Genomic DNA, 20485 nt, shown 5'->3' with positions numbered 1-20485 from the left:
CGCGCGGCCTGGCGTCGAGCGCCGGGATGCTCCTGGGCAGGGCTCGCGCGTCAGCTCCGCGAGCCTTCGGCCGGGGGCCGTTCCGGGCCTCGCGGCAGTGCGTGGCGTGAATCAGGCGTGATCGGGCGTGAATCAAGCGTGAATCAGCCGTAAACCGCGTCTGAACCGCTCTCGACCGCGCTAGCTCACGCGCGCATCCGGGCCATGAGATCCCGGTTTTGCCGGAGCAGCGCCTCGGGCATGCGCGAGCCGAACGACTCCAGGAACGCCTCGCGATCGCGCGCCTCCTCCAGCCATGCGTCGCGATCGATCGCGAAGAGCTCGCGCATCGCCTCGTCGTTCACGCCGAGGCCGCTCGTATCGAGCTCGCCGTCCGCGGGCATGATCCCGACCGCCGTGTCGCGCCCCTTCGCCTCCCCGCGCACGCGCGCGACGATCCAGCGGAGGACGCGGAGGTTCTCGCCGAAGCCTGGCCAGAGGAGCGCGCCCGCCTCGCTCTGCCGGAACCAGTTCACGTGGAAGATCTTCGGGAACGCCGCGCGGTTCTCGCCGAGCTCGATCCAGTGCCCGAAGTAATCGCCCATGTTGTATCCGCAGAAGGGGCGCATCGCCATCGGGTCCCGGCGGACGACCCCGACCTTTCCGGTGGCCGCCGCGGTCGTCTCCGAGGCCATCGTCGCGCCCAGATAGACGCCGTGAGCCCAGCCGCGCGCCTCACAGACGAGCGGCGCGAGGCGCGCGCGCCGTCCGCCGAAGACGATGGCCGAGATGGGCACGCCCGCTGCGGCCTCGAACTCCGTCGAGATGGACGGGCACTGGCGGGCCGGCGCGGTGAACCGGCTGTTGGGATGCGCCGCGGGCTCCTTGCTGTCGGGCGTCCATCGGCGTCCCCTCCAGTCGGTGAGCACCGGCGGCACCGGACCGTCGAAGCCCTCCCACCACGGCGTCCCCTCCGGCGTGAGCGCCACGTTCGTGAAGATCGAGTTCCTGGCCACCGTCGCCAGGGCGTTCGGGTTCGTCTTCGAGCTCGTCCCCGGCGCCACGCCGAAGAAGCCGGCCTCGGGGTTGATCGCCCAGAGCCGGCCATCCCGGCCGATCCGCAGCCAGGCGATGTCGTCGCCGACCGTCCACACCTTCCACCCCTTCTGGGACGCCGGCGGCACCAGCATGGCGAGGTTCGTCTTCCCGCAGGCGCTCGGGAACGCCGCGCAGACGTACGTCACCCGCCCTCCCGGGTCCTCCAGGCCGAGGATGAGCATGTGCTCCGCGAGCCACCCTTCGTCGCGCGCCATCGTGCTCGCGATGCGCAGCGCGAAACACTTCTTCCCGAGCAGCGCGTTGCCCCCATACCCGGAGCCGACGCTCCAGATGAGCCGCTCCGCCGGGAAATGGCAGACGAAGCGGCGCTCGGGGCTCAGGTCCCCGAGCGAGTGCAGCCCCCTGCAGAAGTCCTCGGAGCTGCCCAGCGCATCGAGCGCGACCCGGCCCATACGGGTCATGATCCGCATGTTCGCCACGACATAAGGGCTGTCGGTGATCTCGATTCCGACCTTCGAGGAGGGCGATCCCACTGGGCCCATCAGGTACGGGACGACGAACATCGTCCGCCCCTTCATCGCCCCGTCAAACAGCCGTCCGACCCGCTGCGAGGCCTCGTCCGGCGACATCCAGTTGTTCGTCGGGCCCGCGTCTTCCTTGTCGCGAGTGCAGATGAACGTGAGGTGCTCAGTCCGGGCGACGTCGGTCGGGTCGCTCCGGTGAAGATAGCAGTTGGGGTATCTCTCCCCGTCGAGCGCGAGGAGCGTACCGTCGCTCAGCATCCCCTGGATCAGCGTTCGGTTCTCCGCCTCGGAGCCGTCACAGAAGACGACCCGATCAGGCCGCGTCTGATGGGCGACCTCGTCCACCCACGCTGAAAGTTTCCGGTTTTGCATACGACTGCGAGCCTAGCCCGAGCGAGAACCTCCGCCAAGTCACAGTACTATTGTAGTATTTCGTCAAATCTGGATGATCTGGCAGAGGGCGTGGCGTCGCAGCCGGCCGGCGTTCACGCGTCGGATCGGCTCAGTTCACGCGAGGCGAACGCAGGGACGTTCGGCTATGCTGGAGACGTGCAGCGTGTCGTCGACCTCCCTGATCGGGGCAGACTCATCGTCGCCACCGATTTACAGGGCAATGTCGCGGATTTCGAGCGAATCGCCGAGATCTTCGAGCGGGCGGCGACCGGCCGTGACGGCGCGGTCCTCGTGATCACGGGCGACCTGGTCCACGGGCCCGAGCTCGACGAAGGTGAATGGCCCGACTATCTGGGCTCGTTCTACCGGGGCGATTCCGTGACCTTGTTGAAAAAGGCGAGGAGTCTCGCGGAACGCCACCCCGGCAGGGTTCACTACCTGCTCGGCAACCACGAGCACGCGCACGTGGGAGGTCCGGTGGTGGCCAAATTCTTCCCGGACGAGGCGCTGCGGCTCGAAGACCTCCTCGGCCCGGAGGACACGCTGGCGATGCGGAGCTGGTTCCGCGGATGGCCGTTCGTGGCGGCCGCGCGCGCGGCCCGGCTGGTCATGCTGCATGCGGCGCCGCACGCCCGCATCCAGAGCCGGCAAGATCTCGATCGGCTCCCGCTCGACGGGTTCCTCGACGTGCCGCTCTCGGAGATGAGCCTGCACGGGACGCTCGGCGCGCTGCTCTGGGCGCGGAGCACGTCGAGCGACCGCGCCCATGCCTTCCTCCGCGCGATCGACCCGGACGCTCGCGTGGCGATCTACGGGCACGACGTCGCGCGCGAGGGGTATGCCACCGAGCGCGAGCCGCTGCTCTGCCTGTCGACGAGCTTCGGTTGCTACGACGGCGACAAGCTCTACCTGGAATGGGATCTCGCCGAGCCCGCGGAGAGCGCGGCCGACGTCGCCTGGCGCGGGCTCCGGTCGCTGTACCCCGACGCGCCGCGCGTCCACAGCGAACCCTGAGCGTCCCGACGAGAGCGTCGCCAGAGCGCTATCGACCGAGCTCCTCGACGAGGGCCGCGACGCCCTGGTCGATCTCGGCGTCGGTGAGGTACGGCGCGGGGCCGATGCGCAGCACGTCACGCCGGGCGTCGACGAGCACGCGCCGGGCGCGGAGGCGCTCGACGACGTCGCCCGCCCGCGCTGAGCGGACGGCGACGAAGCCGCCCCGGCGCTCGGGCTCGCGGGGCGAGACGACGTCGCCGCCGCGGCCCGCGGCGTCGAGGACGTCGAGGATGCGCCCGGTCTGCCGGAGCGATATCGCGCGCAGCCGCGGCACGGTGAGGCCGAAGCGATCCCAGTGCGCGATCACCGCGGCGGCGCGGTAGACCGCGGAGGGGTCGAACGTCGAGCCCGCGAACCGCGCGCCCCCGGGCGCGTACGCGACGCCCCCGCTGCTGCCCGCGAGCGAGCCGAAGTCGGCGAACCAGCCGGTGAAGACCGGACGCAGCTCGCAGCCGTGCGGGACGCGCATCCAGCAGATCCCCTCGCCCATCGCCGCGTACTTGTAGCCCCCCGCGACAGCGAAGACATGAGGCGCGGCGCTGCCCCACGCGAGCGGGACGACGTTGAACGCGTGGTAGGCGTCCACGAGCGGGACGGCGCCGATCTCGGCCGCGCGCGCGACGATCTCGCCGAGCCGCGGCACCACCGTCGCGCTCTCGAAGAGCACGGCCGAGATCGCGAGCATCGACGTGCCCGGCCGGAGCGCCGCGAGCAGCCTGTCGGCGAGCGCGTGGCGCGGCTCGACGGCCACCCAGTCGATCTCGACGCCGTCCTCGGCGAGGCGGGCGAGCTGGCGCCTGAGCGAGTGGAACTCGCCCTGCGTGGTGACGATCCGGAGCCGCTCACGCCGCGGAAGCGACGAGATCAGCCGGTAGACGAGCTCGTGGGTGTTCTGGCCGAAGGCGATGGCGTCGCCGCGCTCGAAGCCCATCCGCTCCAGGATCGCCGCGCCGACAGCCGAGAGCCTGGGCAACACCGCGGCGTCCCACTTGCCGTCGACGAGCCGCGCGGCGTCGTCGAAGCATGCGGCGAGCGCGTCGCGCGCCACATCAGGCCAGGCCTGGTGCGAGTGCCCCGTGAGCAGGATGCGCGGCGCCGCGTCCCCGGCCGGCGCGAGGAAGCGCGAGTACGCCGCGCGGAACGCGTCGAGGTCGAGAGAGAAGCCCTGTTCCACGTCTCCTTGCATTCCAGCTCTTCAGTCGAGGCGTCGCCCGGCGGACACGCTGGGCGACGAGGCCCCGTAGCGCTGCCGCTTAACCCACTTCGCTGCTCACTTCCACCCAGCCGGTCCGTGCGGTGCGGTGCCTTGCGCAGGATGCGTGGATTGCGTCCTCAACGCGTCGAGCGGCCCGGAGCTCTCTGCCATCTGCCGCTGCCCCACGCGCGCGCCGACGGCCCAGGCGGCCAGACGCGAGAGGAGGCGCTTCTGCGGGAGATCGAGCGTCGACAGGGCCGGCTCCTCGCCGTGCCACGACGTGCTCGCCTGGGCGAGGAGGCGAAACGCGCGGCGGGGGCGCGCCTCGGGCCGGTCCGATCATCGTAGGGGGAGGTAGCTGTCTCGGAGCCATGTGGAGCGGCACGCGCTCCGGATCGAGGTGGGAGGTTCCATGGCGGGCGAGGATTGCCGCGGCGTGGGAGGGGGGCCGGCGCGTCGGCGCGCTAGACTGCGCAACCTGCCGATGCGACCGCGCGCGGAATACCTCGAAGGGCTCGTCGACCTCACGTCCCACGACGACCCGAACGTCCGCCGCGCGCTCTTCCGGCAGACGATCGCCTCGCTGGCCCTGGTCGACGCGCTCGATGGATCGACCCCGCTCGATTCTCTCAGCCCGGATGGCCTGCTCCGGAGCGTCCAGACCGCCATGGCCGACGGGCTGCTCGACGATCTGAGCTGGCTCGCGCCGGCCGCGGCGAGCGTGGCGCTCTACGAGATCGCCGGGGCGCTCCCGCTCGGGCCCGAGCGGCGCGAGCTGGGCAGGCGCGTCCTGGGACAGCTCTATGCCGGCAACGCAGCGACGTTCGTCGCGCTCGCGACGCGCATGGCGGCCGGCTCGGCCCGCGGCCTGTCCGGGGCAGGGATCCGCGCCCGCGTGATGCTCTCGCTCTGGCTCCCCGCCGGCACCGACATCCCGGTCGAACCGCTCGCGCTCCTGCTCGCCTCGCGGCGCGAGCTGTCGCGCGACTGGATCGCCGCGCCATCGACCGGCTCGCTCCCGGAGCGACGCCTCGCCGCGCGCCTGCTCGAGCGCGCCGCCCGCGAGGCGACCCGCCGGGCCACGCAGGGCGACGACCTCCCGCTCCGGCTGTTCCGCAACGTCGGCGACGGGCGGCGGCGCGACCTCGACCGCAGCGCCGACGGGATCGCGCTCGCCTGGCAGACGCTCCTCGCCGATCGCGAGCCGCTCGTGTGGCGCCACGTGGCCGCGGCGCGCGGGCTGCTCGCCGGGGTGCTGCCCGACTTCGCCGAGGAGGTGCGCGCGCTGCTCGCCCAGGATCTCTCCCCCACCGAGTGGCGGCGCGGCGCGGCGTCGCTGGCCGCGAGCATCGCCGTGGATCCGGACGGCGCGCTCGGACGCGCGATCGAGCTGCTCCGGAGCCCGCTGCTCGCCGCGGATCCGGGCATCGCCACGGCGATGGCCTGGGGGCTCCCCGTCGCGGCCGACGCGGAGCCCGAGGCCGCCGACGCGCTGCTCGACGAGATCGCGCGCACCTCCCCGATGGCGACCGCCGAGGCGATCGTCGAGCTCCGGCGCGAGCTCCGGGGCGTGATGAGCCGCGGCGAGCCGTTCGGCGCCCGCGCCGCGGCGCGCTGCGCCCGCGCGCTCGAGGACGCGCTCGAGGCCCCGCCCAGCGCGCACGTCCGCGACGACGGGCTCGCGGCGCTTGCGCGCGTCATCCACCGCGACCTCTCGATGGACAGCGCCGGGGTGGCGCTGCTGCGCGGCGCGCTCGACAGCGCCGTCGCGGCGTTCGTCGAGACCGGCCCGCGCGACGCGCACGGCCGCGCGCTCGAGGCCTATGCCCTGGCGACCGAGGTGGTGGGCGCGCTCGAGGAGATCGAGCTCTGCGAGCACGACGACGCGCAGAGCACCGCGGCGCGCAGGGCCGCGCTGGGGCTCGTGCGCGAGCTCGACGCCGAGCTGCTCGGCTCCGGCCTGCTGAAGAGCCTCCTGCTCCTGAACCGGCGGCCGAGCGAGGACGCGACCGGGGTCGCCTCCCTGGACGATCTCGACGAGCGGCTCGCTCGCTGGCTGCTCCGCGCCGAGGGTCCCGCCGCCCGGGCGAGCGCCTCCCCGCCCCTGCACGTCACCGTGCACCAGCGCAACCTGCGCGCGCTCATCCACCTGATCGACGGAGAGAGCACCGATTTCGGCAGCGAGCCCGAGCTCAAGGCGCGGGTGCTCGCCCGCTGGACGGGCGCCATCGGCGTGCTGCTCGACCGGCTGCGCGCCGAGCGCGGCTCGTCGCTCCGCCGCGCCATCGCCGCCTCGGTCGCCCGCGGCCTCGACGCGCTCGTGCGCGAAGGCGCCGCCGACGCGGCCGACATCTTCCTGCACGCGGCGATGCGCGGCGGCGACCCCGACGACCTCGACGTGCTCGGCCAGGCGAGCATGCACCCGGACGTCGCCCAGCTGCTGCGCGCGTACGCGCGGTTCGCGCGCGGCGGGCGCGAGGGCGGCGCGCGCGCGACGGAGGGCGACGCCCCGGCGTCGCGCCGGTCGACCCGACAAGGCGGCCTCGACGCGGAGCTCGCCGAGGCCGAGCGCGCGCGTGTGGCGCTCGAGCGCATCGCCGCCCTCGAGGCGCTGGTCACGGCGCTCCCTGCGGGCGCGTCGCAGCGCACGGAGATCGTGCGGGGCGCGCTCGCCCGCCTCTCGCGCGCGCTCGGCGCGCTGAACGCGGCCCGCGCGCTCAGCGCGCTGACCGGCGCGGGCGACGGCGACGTGGACGCCTCGCCGCTCGCCGCCCTGGAGGAGGCCTTGACGCGCCTCGCGCAGCTGACCGCGGGCGCGCGCCGGCGCTGCGGGGAGCACCCGGCCTCGGCGCCCTCCGGCGCGACCGAGCCGCTGCGCCTCGCCATCGAGGTCGCGCTGCAGGACGAAGGCGACGCGGAGCCGAGCGTCGCCGCGCCGATCGAGGCGCTCGTCTCGGCCGCGCGCGCGAGCATCCCGAGCGCGCTCGCCGATGTGGTCGCCCTCGTCGTGCCGCGCGTCCTGCTGCTCCCGGGCCGGCGGCCGAGCGCGCCGAGCGGGGTCGCCCTGCCCGAGCAGCCGCTGCCCGCGTGGCTTCCGAGCCGGCGCACGCTGGGCGGCTTCTACGTGCACCGCCAGCTCGGCGGCGGCTCGCTGGGGACGGTGTTCGTCGTCACCCGCACCGAGGAGCGACACGATCCGTCGGCGGAGCGGTTCGCCCTCAAGGTGCCGGAGTACGATCACACGGCGGCCAGGAGCGTCTCGGAAGCCGACTTCCTCCGCCTCTTCCGGGAGGAAGCGGGCGCGCTGCTATCGCTGCCCGATCACCCGAACCTCGCCCGCTTCGTCACGTTCGACGCGGGCGCCCGCCCCAAGCCGATCCTCGTGATGGAGCTCATCGAGGGCATCCGCTGCGACAAGCTGCTCGACGCTCGAGGCCTCACCTCCCGGAGCGCGGTGGCGCTGCTCGACGGCATCCTCGCCGGGCTGGAGGCCATGCACGCCGTCGGCGTCGGGCACCTCGACATCAAGCCGACCAACGTGATCCTTCGCGGGGGACGCGAGCCCGTGCTCGTCGATTTCGGCCTCGCAGGCCGCCACATCCGCCCCGGCTGCGCCACCGGCTGCTACGGCGCCCCGGAGATCTGGGGCGTCGTCCCCGCCGGGGTCACGCCGACCCCGCTCACCGCCGACGTCTACAGCTTCGGCTGCCTCGCCTACGAGATCCTCACCGGCAAGACGCTGTTCGACGCGCCCACCGAGGTCGCGCTCATCACGGCGCACGTCACGCACGACGGGCTCCCTGCGCCGATCAAGCGCATCGCCGACGATCCGAGGACCGCCGACATCGCGGCGTTCATGTATGCCTGTTTACGACACAACCCGAACGACCGCGCGAACGCCTCCTCCTTGAGGGAGATGCTGCTGCGGATCACCGGTCAGCTCGCCGACCTGAGATGGCCGCTCGACGACGAGCGGGCTGCCAGGCCCAACGCTGGTGGGCCCCGGAAAGTCCATACAGGAAATTCCTGATGCGTTTTTCCTCTGAATCCTGTCGGCCCAAAGAAGGTTTTAAGCAGTAGGTTGTTTCTCGGCGGCGCGTTCGGGGGGGCCGCGTATCAGGCCGCCATGGCCCCCGGGTCAGCGCTGCTCGATCCCCATCGACGTACCGGCGCACCCCGGCGGCCAACCTTTCTCGATCGCGGCTGAGCGCTGGAGTCGCGCCCCGCGATGCTCTAATACTACAGTTGCACATGCTCCGGGCCGGACGACTCGTCAATGCGGTTCCAATGCGGTTCCGCGCAAACCTGGTGCGAGCTGCAGAGCCCGGGTGCCCACCGTCCCGCCGAGCCCGACGTCGAGCATCCCGAGGCTTAGATGGTTGCGCCAGTTCGCCAGGCAGCAAACTGCAACTGTAGTACTAAGGGCGGCGTCGTTGATCCCTGCGCTGAAACCGCCGCGCGACGAAGCCGAGCTCCGGGGCCGGGCGGCCGCGCTCGCCGGCCTGACGCTCGCCGATCTCGCGCGCGCGCTCGGTTGCGCCGTGCCCCGAGGAGGCGTGCGCACGAAGGGAGCCGCCGGCGCGCTCGTCGAGCGCGCGCTCGGCGCGACGGCCGGCTCGACATCGAGGCCCGATTTTCCCCACCTCGGGATCGAGCTCAAGACGATCCCCGTCGACGTGACCGGGGCGCCGCAGGAGTCGACGTTCGTCTGCTCGATCTCCCTCTCGGACGCCGATCGCGCGGAGTGGGAGACATCGCGCGCTCGCGCGAAGCTCGCCTGTGTGCTGTGGGTCCCGATCATCGCCTCTCCTGGCCGGCCGAGCGAGGAGCGACGGCTGGGCGCCCCACGGCTCTGGCGGCCGACGGACGCGCAGGAGCGCGTCCTGCGCGCCGATTTCGAAGACCTGATGGGGCTCATCGGCATCGGCGCCGTCGAGGCGCTCACCGCGCACGCGGGGCGCTGGCTCCAGGTGCGGCCGAAGGCCGCGAGCGGGCGCTCGCGGACGCTCGCGTTCGGACGCGACGGGGAGATGATCGCCGCGCTGCCGCGCGGTTTCTACCTGCGCCCCAGCTTCACCGGCGCGATCCTGAGCGATCCGGCCGCGATCCCGGCGTGACCGGCGAGCCCCCTCCGCGAACGGGCGCCGCGGCGCGCGTCACTTGCAGGGGACGACCTTCTTGGAGCCGTCCGGCATCGTGGCGGTGCATGTCTCCAGCGAGAGATCGTCGTTCACGGTCGGCGTGACGGTGCGCGGCGTCGCAGGCTCGTCCACGGCAGCCCCCCCGGCTTCCGCTGGGCGCGTGCGCCCTCGCCCTCCAGCGCCGGCGCGCGGCGGTTTGCCCGCGCTGGCGCTCGGCGCCGTCGTACCCGCTGCGGACGGCTCGCTCCCCGCATCCGCCGCTGTCCCGATCGGGCTGACGCCCGCATCCGATGGGCCTGCGTCCGCCTCGCTCGCGCCTGCGTCAGCGGTCAGCGCGGCGCCCGCGGGGACAGCGACCGTCGGGCTCGCCGCGGCCGTGTCCGGCGCCTGAGGCGCCGTCGCCGTCGGCGCGCCGGGAGCCGCCGTGTCGGCAGACGAAGGCGCTTCCGCCGGAGCGGTCGCCTCGCTCCCTCCCACAGCGAAGCGGCTGCGCTGGAACTGGAGCGCGCCCCACGCGCCCACGAGGACGGCGACAGCCCCGACCGCCACGTAGAGCATCGTGCGCCCGCGGCGCGGGACCTCGTCCTCCACCGGGGGCGTAGAGCTGCCCGTGCGCGCGCCCCTGTCGCTCACCGACGGCCCGCCGCTGCTCGTGCGCGACGCGCGCGACGTCCGCGTCATGGCCGCCCGCGACGCCGGCGGAGGCAGGTCGAGCTCCACGGCGTGCTGGCGAAGGATCCCGCCGATGGTCGTGCGCGTGCCCGGCGCGGCGTAGGGCGCGAGCGCCTGAACGAACTCCGCGATCGACTGGAAGCGATCCTCCGGCTCGCGCGCGATCGACTTCTCGATCACCTCGACGAGGCCCTCCGGCACCTCGGGGCGGAGGTCCTGGAGCGCCTCGGGCGGCGACGTGTAGATCTTCGCGCACAGCTCGGGGAAGCTATCGGCGACGTACGGCGGCCTGCCGCCGATGATCTCGAAGAGGCACACGCCGAGCGCGTAGATGTCGGTGCGAGGATCGACGCTCTTCGAGGAGCGCATCTGCTCGGGGGACATGTACAGCGCGGACCCGAGGATCGTGGTCGTCTGCGTGAGCGAGACGTTGCCCGTGTCGCCGGTGAGGATCTTCGAGACGCCGAAGTCGAGCACCTTGATGTGCGGGGCGCCGTCTGGGCGCTTCGTCAGGAACAGGTTCGCCGGCTTCAGATCGCGGTGGACGATGCCGAGCGCGTGCGCCTCCGCGAGCGCCTCGCACGCCTGGACGATGTGATCGATGCACTCGCCGATCGCGAGCGTGCCCGACTCGGCGGCGTGGCCCGCGAGGTCCACGCCGTCGAGCAGCTCCATCACCATGTACGGCTCGCCGCTCTCGAGGGCGGCCACGTCGAGCACGCGCACGACGTGGGGCGTCTGCAGCTTGGCGACCGTGCGCGCCTCGCGCATGAACCGCTCCGACGCCTCGGTGTACGACATGAACTCCGGGAGCAGGAACTTGATGGCGACACGCGTATCGAGATCGAGGTGCAGCGCCTCGACCACGAGTCCCATGCCTCCACGGCCGATCGTGCGCTCGACGCGGTACTTGCGCGCAATGACGGTGCCAGGCGCAATCGTGTAGACGTTGTCAGCCTTCGGTTCCCCCGGGCCGAGCGGAAACGCAGCCGTCTCCGGGCCGACCGAGACTTCTCCTTCGGTCGAGTCCGGCTCACCAGAGGAGGGCGCCATCGAGCTAAGGTATACACGTCGCGCTTCTCCGAAGCGATTCCCCTCACGCCGCAGGAATGCAAAGAGCTGCGAAAAAACGACTCCCAGGTGGGACGCGCGCGTGGAACAGGCGGAAGCAAGCGCAACCCAGGGCCAGCCTGCGCGCCTCACGCACCGCCACACCGCGGACGAAGCGCCCCCGCGGTCCGTCGGTGAGCGCCGACGACCGCCCGGCGGTTCCTTCAGGTTCGGCTCAGCGGTCGGCCTGCGCTCGTGGCCCCGCAATGCCAGTTGACAGCGAGCTCAACGGGTGCGCGCTGGCGGAGTCCGGGAGCGCCGCATGTTCGCCGTCGACGAGGTCCGGTGCGGTCCCTCGGTGCCGTGCGCCGGGGTTTGCCGCGTCGCCTTGAGGTTGCCGAGATCGGCCTCGATCTCGACGCCGAGCGCGCGACAGCGCCGGATGAGCCGCTCCAGATCGACACCCGCCTCGATCAGCAACCCCGAGGGGGGCGACGGATCGACGAACATCTCGGCCGCCGGCCTCCGCGTGCGGAGCAGCTCGCGGATCTCGGGATCCTCGATCCATAGGAAGCCGGAGGCGCCGACGAAGCTCGCCTTGCCGATGACGACGCTCGCCTGGATGAGCATGCGCGAGATGGTGTCCGGCAGCGGCGCGACCGCCTCGATGCGAGAGCGCAGCGCGTCGCTGTCGAGGCCCACCGACAGCGCGCGCGCGATCGACGGCGGCGTGAGCAGGAGATCGACCTGATCGCCGACGCGGCCGATCTCGGCGAACGACGAGAGCCCGAGCACGGCGGCGACCCTGGCGCTCGGGCCCACGCGCAGCGCGTGCGCCTCGACGAACTTGCTCTTGCTGTTGTCCGAGCTCGGCGCGGAGCCCGCGAGGAGCGCCCGCCCGCGCGGCGTCAGCCGGAGGGCCAGCTCCGCGCTCGCCACGTCCTCGGCCCCGCCGAGATCGATGATCCCGAGCGCCGGCAACGACTCCAGCGCGATCCGCCGCGTGATGTCGGGGACCTCCGGCGCCTCGACCGAGGCGCGCTCGGCCCAGCGACGGACCAGCCGCTCGACCCCCGCGATGCGCTCGTCCGCCGCCAGGTAGCCCTGCAGCGACTGCCAGGGGACCCAGCGGCCCTCGCCGAGGTCGTGGAGCGCGTCGAGCACCATCTCGCGGAGCGCGCCGATGGGGCTCGCGTCGCGGTTGTCCGACGCGACCCGGAGCACCTCCCGCTCGGCGCGCGCCTCATCCCACGCGCCGCCGCGGCGCCACGTCGTGAACAGGAGCGGCGTCAGCTCTTGCACCTGGAGCGAGCCGGGCGGCGTCGCGGGCGACGCCGCCGAAGCGTCCCAGAGCCCGACGGCGCGCGACAGCGCGGCGACGAGCGCGACGCCCTCGACGTCCCGCCCGAAGCGCTGCGCGAGCCGGACGAGCAGCGACCGCGGCGTCCCGACGCCGGGGCGCACGTCGCTGCCGGGCTCGCGCACGCAGTACGCGAGCGCCAGCGCGAGCATCCCGGGATCCGAGGCGAAGCGAGCGCGCCGCGGGGCGTGATCCTCCTCCAGGACGAACGACCGGATCTGCTCGCGCCGCTTCTCGCGCATCCGGCGGCGATCCGCGCCGACGATCGCCGCTACCTCGGTCGGCACGACGTGCCGGTTCGGATGGATCGGGATGAGGAAGGCGCGGCGCTCGAGCGCGAAGCCCGCGCCGCGGCGGCTCGCTGTCACCCCGCTCGCGCTGCGCAGGCGCATCGGCTCCCGCTCCAGATCGAGCAGCTCCTGCGTGTCCACCTCACCGCCGACGGCCTCGATGGACTCGAGCAGGCGGCGCTCGACGGGCGCGAGGCGATCGATCTCCTCGCGGAGCCGGTCCGGATCGCTCAGCGTCTCCCACGCGTTCTCGAGGGACAGCGCGATGGGCGGCGTGGCCGGGCGGCCGAGGTAGTGCGTCGCGATCGCGCTCATCGTCTCGAACGGCGCCTGCGCGAGCAGCGCCCGGATCGCCCGGGGATCCTCGCTCTCCCAGCTCTTCAGCTGGACGAGGAACGCGGCCGGGAGCACGAGCTCGATGCCCTCGTCGGTCTTGCGCGCGTAGACCACGCCACGGGCGATGAGCGGCTCGAGCCCGGCCGGGAGCGACGGGACGACGAGCACGCCGCCCGCCTCGGCGATGCGATGGAGCAGCTCGCGGCTGGCGGTCGGGAGCCGCGACGGGTCGCGCACGTCGGGGAGGCCGACCAGCGCCCGCGCCGCCTGAGAGGGCGCGTCGATGCGCTTCGCGGCGTCGATGCGGATCCCCATGCGTGTGATGAGGCCCTTGAGCTCCGACTCTGGGAGGGCGCGGAGGATGGCGTCGAGCCGCCTCGGCGACTCGTCGAGCTCAGCCTCATCACTGCTCGCCATGCCTCCCGATTCGCGTGTCACCCGACCTTGCTCCTCATCTGCAGGATGCTCCCGCCCCGACTGTCGTCCGTTGGTTGTGGTCATGCGCTCGACTTGATCTCCCGGATATCCGATGACCCACGTTAACCAGCGGAATAGTCAGCCTCCTACCGTACACCAGGATGCTCGTCCAGCTTCAAGAAATCGAGCACTTTCCTCCGTCGATCACAATTTTCTCCGATCGCAATTTCGCTCGCTGGCCTCGCGGCGGCTCCTTTTCGTCGGTTCACGTCGGTTCACGTCGGTTCTTCGCAGGTTCACGTCGGTTCACGCCGGTTCACGCCGGTTCACGTCTGTTGTTCGTCGGTTCACCCCGCTGTGGTTCGCGTCGTCCTCGCACGTTCCTCGCGCGTTCCTCGCACGTTCCTCGCATGGTCACCCGCTGTTCGCCCGATTCACCTCAGGCATCTCAGCCCGTATCTCGAGCGCTCGTCCCGTGTACCGCGACCGCACGAAACCGCACGCAACCGTACGCAATCACACGCGCTCGTACGCAATCGCATGCGGCCGCGGGACCACGCTCGCGGTGCCGTGATGCGCCGCGCGCGCGTTCGCCTCACGCGACGCTCGACACGGTTTGCCGCTCGCTCGACGTCCGCGACGTCCGCGACGTCGGCCGCTCGACGTCCGCCGCGCGATTCCGCCTCGGCGTGGCTGGCCCTATCGCATGAATTCCGTCGCGCGCCACGCTCGCGGCGTCCCGATGCGGCGCGCCTGTCGTTCTCGTCAGGGGGAGCTGACCGGCTCGCTGGATCGCTCACGAAGAAGGCTCGGCGACGAGCCGCGCTTGCCTTCCCGCGGGCCCACGTGGGAACGTCGCACACCTCCTTGATTTCCCGCCCCTGTTCGAGGCGCACCATGCTGTGCTCCACACCGCACGCCCGAAGCAATGAGCCCTCTCCCCCGCGCACACGCCCGCGGATCGACGCCATCAGGCGACTCCTGAGTGACCCGGCGCCGTTTGCGCCCATGGCGTCGAGTGGAGACCCATCTTGATTCTGCGCGACCCGGTCCACGGCTTGATCGAGTTCGAGAGCGCCGAAGCGGCCATCGTTCCGCGCCTGCTCGGCGCTCGCGAGGTGCAGCGGCTGCGGCGCATCCGTCAGCTCGGGCTGACGTCGCTCGCCTTCCCAGGCGCCGAGCACACCCGCTTCTCGCACGCGCTCGGGGCCGCTCACGTGATGCGCCGCCTGATCGCGAGGCTCCGTCAGATCGATCGCGACCTTCCGTTCTGGCAGAGAGTGACCAGCGACCGCGCGCGCGACGCGATCGCCGCAGCGTTCCTGCACGATCTCGGCCACGGCCCGCTGTCGCATCTCTTCGAGGAGGCCATGCCGGGAGCGCTCCACCACGAGCGCTGGACCGAGCGCATCCTGCTCGACCCGTCCTCGGACGTGCACCAGGTGCTCGTGCGCCAGGATCCCTACCTCCCGCAGCGGGTCGCCGACCTCATCGGCGGACGGCACGAGCTGCCGTACCTCGCCAAGGCGGTGAGCGGGACCTTTGACGTCGATCGCTGCGACTACCTGCTCCGCGACGCGCACGCGACGGGCGTCAGGTACGGCGAGTACGACCTGCCGTGGCTGCTCCGCAGCCTCAGGTTCAGCGACGTCCAGGTGGAGATGCCCGGCGGCGGCGCCGCGTCCGCCCCACCAGCGCCCGCGCTCGCCATCGACGGGACGAAGGGGATGAGCGCGATAGAGTCGTTCCTGCTCGCCCGCTTCTTCATGTTTCAACAGGTCTATTTCCACAAGACGACGCGCAGCGCGGAGTGGATGATCGGCGCCATCCTCCGGCGCGTCGTCAACCGCCTCACCGCCGGGGACCGGATCCCCGAGGTCCCCGCCGCCGTCGCCGCGATGGCCGTGGGCGAGATGCCCACCCTGGAGCAGTACCTCGAGCTCGACGATCAGGTCCTGCTCGGGGCCATCCATGCCTGGGAAGCGGCGCCCGATCCCGTGCTGTCCGATCTCGCCCGCCGCCTGCGCGTGCGCTCGCTCTTCAAGTCGGTCGAGCTGTTCCCGGAGCCCGGCGAGTCGCCGGCCGAGCGCGACGCCCGGCGCGCGGCGGCGCTGGAGACCGTGCGCGAGATCGCGCAGAGCGGCGGGCTCGACCCGGATGTGTACGTCGGCGTCGACGTCGCCGAGGACACGCCCTACGCCGAGGACGAGTCGCTCATGGTCGTCTACTCCAAAGGGCGCCCGCGGCGCCCCGCCGAGGTGTCCTTCTTGCTGGATCGGCTGCGCAACGAGACGATGACACGCACCCGGATCCTCTTCGCGCCCGAACTGCGGGACACGGTGCGGGAGGCGCTGATACGCTGATGACCACCAGGAACAAGGCAGCCCGGGGATCGTCCGAGCCCGCGCGCGCGCGCCGCGCCATCGCCAGAGCGGTCGCCGGTGTTGCAGCGCTCGCGGCGCTCGCGGGGGCGTCCACGGCGCACGCGGAGGGCGACGGGGCGTACGGCCGGCTGGACGGAGACCTCGATCTGCGCGCGGGCGCTGGCGCCTCGTTCGCGGACGGCGGTCCGGCGCTCTGCGCGCGCGGCGCCGCGGTGTACCTCTCGACCGCCGGCCTGTATGCGCACTACACCGACGCGCTCGGCGCAGACGGGGCTCCCGTCGCGCGCTCGATCGCGGGCGGCGTCTTCATCCAGCCGCTCTTCCTCGCCCGCTATGCGAGCGATCTCGAGCGCAGCGCGCCCTGGCTCGACCTCTTCATGGATTCCGTCGCGCTCGGCGTGGGCTCGTTCTGGGAAGCGCCGCCGGGAGCAGGGCTCGCCGCGGAGCCCGGGCTCGAGCTCTCGCTGTCGCTCGACGTGCCGCTCCTGGGAGACGCCACGGGCCCGTTCCTCGGCGTGCGGGGTGCGCTCCGCTTCCGCGGGCCGGAGCTCTCGGGCGACGAGGGCCCGCGCGACGCGCAGCGGGCGATGGTATCGGTCACGCTGGGCTGGCACCACGTGCTCCGCGCGCACCTCGTCGACGCGGGCGATCGTGCCCCCGCCCGGGCGGCGGTGCAGCGCGGCGTGGTTGGCGCGAGGACCCGTTGAGCGCTGCCCTCGGCGAGCTGCGCGCGGCGCTGGTGGCCGCGTTCCGCGCCGGGCTGACGGAGCTCGACCCGGCAGGGCTCGTCGAGCGCGCGCTCGACGCCGAGGTCGGAGCGCACCGCGGCCGCGTGTTCGTGATCGCGGCGGGGAAGGCGGCGCCCGGGATGGCCCGGGGGGCGCTCCGCCGCTGGGGTGACAGGATCGCCGGAGGGCTCGTCATCACCGTCGCGGCCCCGGCGCTCGCCGCGCGCGATGAGACGACATCGCCGACCGACCCCGAGGAGGCCACGCTGCGCCCGCTGCGCGTGATGCGCGCGGCGCACCCCATCCCCGACGCGCGCAGCGTCGACGCGGCCGAAGCGGCCCTCGCCATCGCGGCCGCGCTCGGGCCCGAGGATCTCCTGATCGCCCTCCTTTCCGGCGGCGCGTCGGCGCTGATCGCCGCGCCGCCTCCGGGCGTGTCCCTGGCGGACAAGCAGGCCGTCGTCGCAGAGCTCCTGGAAGCAGGCGCGCCGATCCAGGACGTCAACCTCGTTCGCCGCCACCTGTCGCGGATCAAGGGTGGGCGGCTCGCGGCGGCGGCGGCCCCGGCGCGCGTGCTGACGCTGCTCATGAGCGACGTCGTGGGTGGACTCCCGCACGACGTCGGCTCGGGCCCCACCGTCCCGGACCCGACGCGCGTGGAGGAGGCGCTCGCCGCCCTCGAGCGCTGGGCTCCCCGGTTCGCGCGGCTCACGCCCGCGCTCAGCGAGTCGCTGAAGCCAGCGGAAGCGCGCCTCCTGGAAGCGCGCGTGCTCGCCGATCCGGACAAGCTCGCCGAGCGTGTGGCGGCGGCCCTCGCCGACAGGACAGGGCTCCGCGCCGCCGCCGCCCCTGCCGAGGACGGCGATGCGCGCACGATCGTGGAGCGCCGCCTCGCGCTCGCGCGCACCCTCGCTCCCGGCGAAGCGGCCGTGATCCCCTGCGAGCCGACGCTGGCGCTGCCGGCCCACCGCGGCGCCGGCGGCCGCGCAGGATGGATCGCGCTCGCCGCCCTGCGCGGCTTGCCGCCCGACGTCGCGCTCCTCTGCGCGGCCTCCGACGGCGTCGACGGCAGCTCCGGCGCCGCGGGCGCGGCCGTCGCCCGCGCGGCAGCAGCCGCGATGGACGACCGCGCGATCGACGCGGCGCTCGCGCGCTTCGACGACGCAGTCGTTCACCGCGCGCTCGGCACGCGTGTCGAGACCGGGCCGACAGGTCACAACCTCACGGACCTGCACATCGTTGCGCGAGACTTCCCCAGAGGCGCGCACGCGTGAGCTCACGCGGCAACGCGCGCTGAGGCGCGGCGGCGCGCGTGAGTTCACGCGGCAACGCGCGCTGAGGCGCGGCGGCGCGCGTGAGTTCACGCGGCAACGCACAATCGCGTGAGCTCACGCCGCAGCGCGGACTACGGCGCGAGCCGGCGCGCGCAGGCGCGATGAGCGGCGCGCGCCCCGGGGCGGCGCGCCCTCACTGCGGCTCGGCGACAGCGGCCGTGGTGTCGCCCATCGCTTCGCGCACCGCGAGCGCGAGCGCGCAGCTGTTCGCCTGCCGCTGCCGCGCATCGAGCACGCTCCCCTCGATCGAGGGCGTCCCGCCGATGAGATTGCCGCTCGCTTCGCGGCGCACCCGCAGGATGGGCTTGCCGTCCGACAGCCGCCACACCCCGACCCGCGCCATGTGCGGCACGCCGAGCAACGCCTCGGTGCTCGCCGCTCCCTCGGCCGGCTCGTCGAGGACGAGGAGGTAATACTGCGCCCGCGTGAGGAGCTCCGCCGCGAGCGGAACATCGTCTCGGATCGTGTCCTCGAAGCTGGATTCCAGCAGCCGCAGGCGGAGCTCGCTCGAGGCATCCTGTGCGTCACGCACCCACTCGTCCGAGAGGACCTGCATCGTCCGGTAGGCGACGCGCAGGTTGAAGGGCTGCGCGGGCCTGGAGCAGCGCTCGGCCTCGTTGCAGTACTCGCCCGCGGGGCAGTCCCGCGTGCGCTTGCACTCCGCGCCGGCCAGCGGGTTCGGGTTCGGCACACGCAAGAGACACGCGGTGAACGCGTCGCGGAGCGACTGCTGCGCGTTCTTCCGCACAGCGTCGACGCCCGTGGCCTCGTCTACCCGGAGGCGCAGGTAAATACCCGCAAGCTCACGGAAATTCCACGTCTTGAGCGCTTCCCGATCCACGAGATCGGCGCCAGCGCTCCGCGCCAGATCGAGGGTCCAGCCCTCCACGCGCTCGCGCATGGGGAACCAGCGCGGGCCGAGCTCGACGGCGACCGCGCGCTGGCGCGCCATCAGCTTCTGACGCGCGCTCTCCATCTGCCCCTGCGACCACTTCCAGTGGAGGATCGCCGAGACCGCCAGGACGAGGGCCGTGTAACCCCAGAACTTCGCCGGGGGCCAGCGCATCTTGGAGCGCGCCTCGCGCGCCTTGTAGACCGACGGCAGGCCGCGCTCGCGGGGCGGCTGTTCAGAGGACATAGCAGAGGCTCCACGCAGGAGGCCCCAGCCCGATCACCCGAGCAAGGCAGCCTCCTCCACGCGAGCCGCGTAGAGGCGAAGGCCGCGCCGAGCGCGCCGCTGGAGCCACCACGTTCCATGGTGACCGAGGCCGCCGGGGGTCGCCCGGCGTGCCCCATCCTTCTGTGCTCGATAGGTCAAGAAGCGGGGATCACTGCGACTTCGGGAGCTTGCTGACCATGAAGCTGACGTTCGGGTAACCGGCGAACGCCGCGGTCTGGAACACGCTCTTCACGACCAGCGCGGGCACGTTCTGATCGACCTGGAGGATGCACACGCCGGGGAACGGCTTGTTCGGCTGCACCTGCTTCCACAGCTCGCGCTTGTTCTTGAGCAGGTTGAAGAGCTCGTCGATCTTCTGAAGCCGCCCGAGCTCCTCGATCGCGCGGGTCGACCCGGCGAGGGCGCCGTCGACGAGGATCTGGTTGCCGTTCACAGCGACCATCGGCGCGTCGATGACGTCTTCGACGTTCTCCGCCTTCGGGAGCTTGACGTTCTTGTCGACGGCGATCTCGCCTGACGCCGAGAAGGACATCAGGAGGAAGATCACGGTCACGACGAGGAAGTCGATGAAGCTCACGAGGTTGAGCCCCGCGTTCGGGCTGCGAGCGCCGTGTCCGGACACCTTGTTCCACACGAACCGGAGCGGCACGCCCTTCATCAGCCGGCGGCCCGGCTGGTGGATCACGTGGGCGTGGGGGTTCTTGTGGTGCTTCGGATTGAACCTATCCATGTGCGCGCTCCTGCCTCAGCGGACCGAGAACGTCATGTTGAACACGGGGACCTGCTTGTTCCCATCGGGCAGCCGCATCTCGCGCTTGGGCGCGTAGAGCGCGTCGAGCACCGCGACGATCTCCTTGAAGGGCGTCCGGTTGTCGGTGTGGAGGATGGCCTGGTCGAGCTTCTTGTCGCTCGGATCCCGGTGGCCGCCGTGGGTCTTCCACTCCTCCTCGATCCGCTTCGCCAGCTCGGGGTAGCGGACGATCTTCGAGCCCGCCTCGCCGATCTCGACGGGCGACTTGTTGACCTTGACCTCGTTGACCACCGTCGCGCCCTGCTTCCACACGAGCCCGAACTCGCTCTCGCCGATGTGCAGGTTCAGCACCTTCTCCGGCGTCTGCGGGGTGAGCTCCTTGTTCGGGTCCGGAGGGCCAGGGACCTGGGCGTCCGCGTTCATGCGCGAGTTGGTGACCCAGACCGCCGTGATCAACAGGAATGCAATCGTGACCATCAGCAGGTCGATGAACGGGATCATGTTGATATCGCTGTTCGTCGACCGCTTCTTGCCGCCACCGTCGCCGACGTCTACGCCGCCCATATTGCCTTCCCAACGTGAGCCTGAGCTCACCTATCCAAGTTGTTCCGGGGAACGCCCTGCCCGCAGCTCGCG

General features: G+C 72.2%; 13 protein-coding genes. 6 read left to right on the top strand and 7 right to left on the bottom strand.

Going from position 1 to position 20485, the window contains the following annotated elements; all coding sequences use genetic code 11:
* Window positions 1-185: 185 nt before the first annotated feature.
* A complete protein-coding gene (locus tag WMF19_RS17710) occupies window positions 186-1934 on the bottom strand; it encodes a phosphoenolpyruvate carboxykinase (GTP) (protein ID WP_437900176.1) in 1749 nt (582 codons plus the stop codon).
* Here WMF19_RS17710 and WMF19_RS17705 point away from each other — a divergent pair.
* A complete protein-coding gene (locus WMF19_RS17705; protein ID WP_437900175.1) occupies window positions 1929-2969 on the top strand; it encodes a metallophosphoesterase in 1041 nt (346 codons plus the stop codon). The two genes, WMF19_RS17710 and WMF19_RS17705, sit on opposite strands and share 6 nt — an antisense overlap.
* Before the next feature lie 28 nt (window positions 2970-2997).
* Here the strand turns inward: WMF19_RS17705 and WMF19_RS17700 are convergent, their stop codons facing one another.
* On the bottom strand, window positions 2998-4197 hold the full coding sequence (locus tag WMF19_RS17700) for an aminotransferase class V-fold PLP-dependent enzyme (RefSeq protein ID WP_437900174.1): 1200 nt from the start codon (window positions 4195-4197) through the stop codon (window positions 2998-3000).
* Window positions 4198-4690: 493 nt separating this feature from the next.
* On the opposite strand from WMF19_RS17700, the gene WMF19_RS17695 reads away from it, so the two are divergent.
* Together WMF19_RS17695 and mutH are read left to right on the top strand one after the other, a co-directional pair.
* Window positions 4691-8236, top strand: coding sequence for a protein kinase domain-containing protein (locus WMF19_RS17695; RefSeq protein ID WP_437900173.1), 3546 nt, complete (start codon window positions 4691-4693; stop codon window positions 8234-8236).
* A gap of 403 nt (window positions 8237-8639) precedes the next feature.
* A complete protein-coding gene (mutH, locus tag WMF19_RS17690) occupies window positions 8640-9323 on the top strand; it encodes a DNA mismatch repair endonuclease MutH (protein ID WP_437901642.1) in 684 nt (227 codons plus the stop codon).
* Window positions 9324-9362: 39 nt separating this feature from the next.
* Here mutH and WMF19_RS17685 read toward each other — a convergent pair whose 3' ends face one another.
* Both WMF19_RS17685 and WMF19_RS17680 read right to left on the bottom strand, forming a co-directional pair.
* Complete coding sequence (locus WMF19_RS17685; RefSeq protein WP_437900172.1) at window positions 9363-11072, bottom strand: serine/threonine protein kinase; 1710 nt, start codon at window positions 11070-11072, stop codon at window positions 9363-9365.
* A 282-nt stretch (window positions 11073-11354) separates the two neighbouring features.
* Window positions 11355-13472 (bottom strand): hypothetical protein, encoded by a 2118-nt coding sequence (locus WMF19_RS17680; RefSeq protein ID WP_437900171.1) that lies wholly within the window; start codon window positions 13470-13472, stop codon window positions 11355-11357.
* Window positions 13473-14503: 1031 nt separating this feature from the next.
* Here WMF19_RS17680 and WMF19_RS17675 point away from each other — a divergent pair.
* From WMF19_RS17675 to WMF19_RS17665, 3 genes are read left to right on the top strand one after another with little or no spacing between them, the layout of a single operon-like run.
* The gene (locus WMF19_RS17675; protein WP_437329755.1) at window positions 14504-15835 is read left to right on the top strand and encodes an HD domain-containing protein; all 1332 of its coding nucleotides are present in this window, start codon (window positions 14504-14506) and stop codon (window positions 15833-15835) included.
* Window positions 15835-16563 carry a hypothetical protein gene (locus WMF19_RS17670; protein WP_437900170.1) on the top strand — a complete coding sequence of 243 codons (729 nt, stop codon included), beginning with the start codon at window positions 15835-15837 and terminating at the stop codon, window positions 16561-16563. Before WMF19_RS17675 ends, WMF19_RS17670 begins: the two co-directional genes overlap by 1 nt.
* A complete protein-coding gene (locus WMF19_RS17665; protein WP_437900169.1) occupies window positions 16560-17858 on the top strand; it encodes a DUF4147 domain-containing protein in 1299 nt (432 codons plus the stop codon). The genes WMF19_RS17670 and WMF19_RS17665 overlap by 4 nt, the downstream gene beginning before the upstream one ends.
* Window positions 17859-18051: 193 nt before the next feature.
* Here WMF19_RS17665 and WMF19_RS17660 read toward each other — a convergent pair whose 3' ends face one another.
* From WMF19_RS17660 to WMF19_RS17650, 3 genes are all read right to left on the bottom strand, one after another.
* Window positions 18052-19056 carry a hypothetical protein gene (locus WMF19_RS17660; protein ID WP_272098214.1) on the bottom strand — a complete coding sequence of 335 codons (1005 nt, stop codon included), beginning with the start codon at window positions 19054-19056 and terminating at the stop codon, window positions 18052-18054.
* Window positions 19057-19246: 190 nt separating this feature from the next.
* Window positions 19247-19828 (bottom strand): ExbD/TolR family protein, encoded by a 582-nt coding sequence (locus WMF19_RS17655; protein ID WP_020735583.1) that lies wholly within the window; start codon window positions 19826-19828, stop codon window positions 19247-19249.
* A 15-nt stretch (window positions 19829-19843) separates the two neighbouring features.
* The gene (locus WMF19_RS17650; RefSeq protein ID WP_272098213.1) at window positions 19844-20413 is read right to left on the bottom strand and encodes an ExbD/TolR family protein; all 570 of its coding nucleotides are present in this window, start codon (window positions 20411-20413) and stop codon (window positions 19844-19846) included.
* Window positions 20414-20485 lie beyond the last annotated feature (72 nt).

It is taken from the genome of Sorangium sp. So ce124 (assembly GCF_051525235.1).
Taxonomy (GTDB): Bacteria; Myxococcota_A; Polyangia; order Polyangiales; family Polyangiaceae; genus Sorangium; species Sorangium atrum.
Note: the sequence above shows the minus strand (reverse complement) of the source record. Positions and strands in the feature narration are given on the sequence as shown.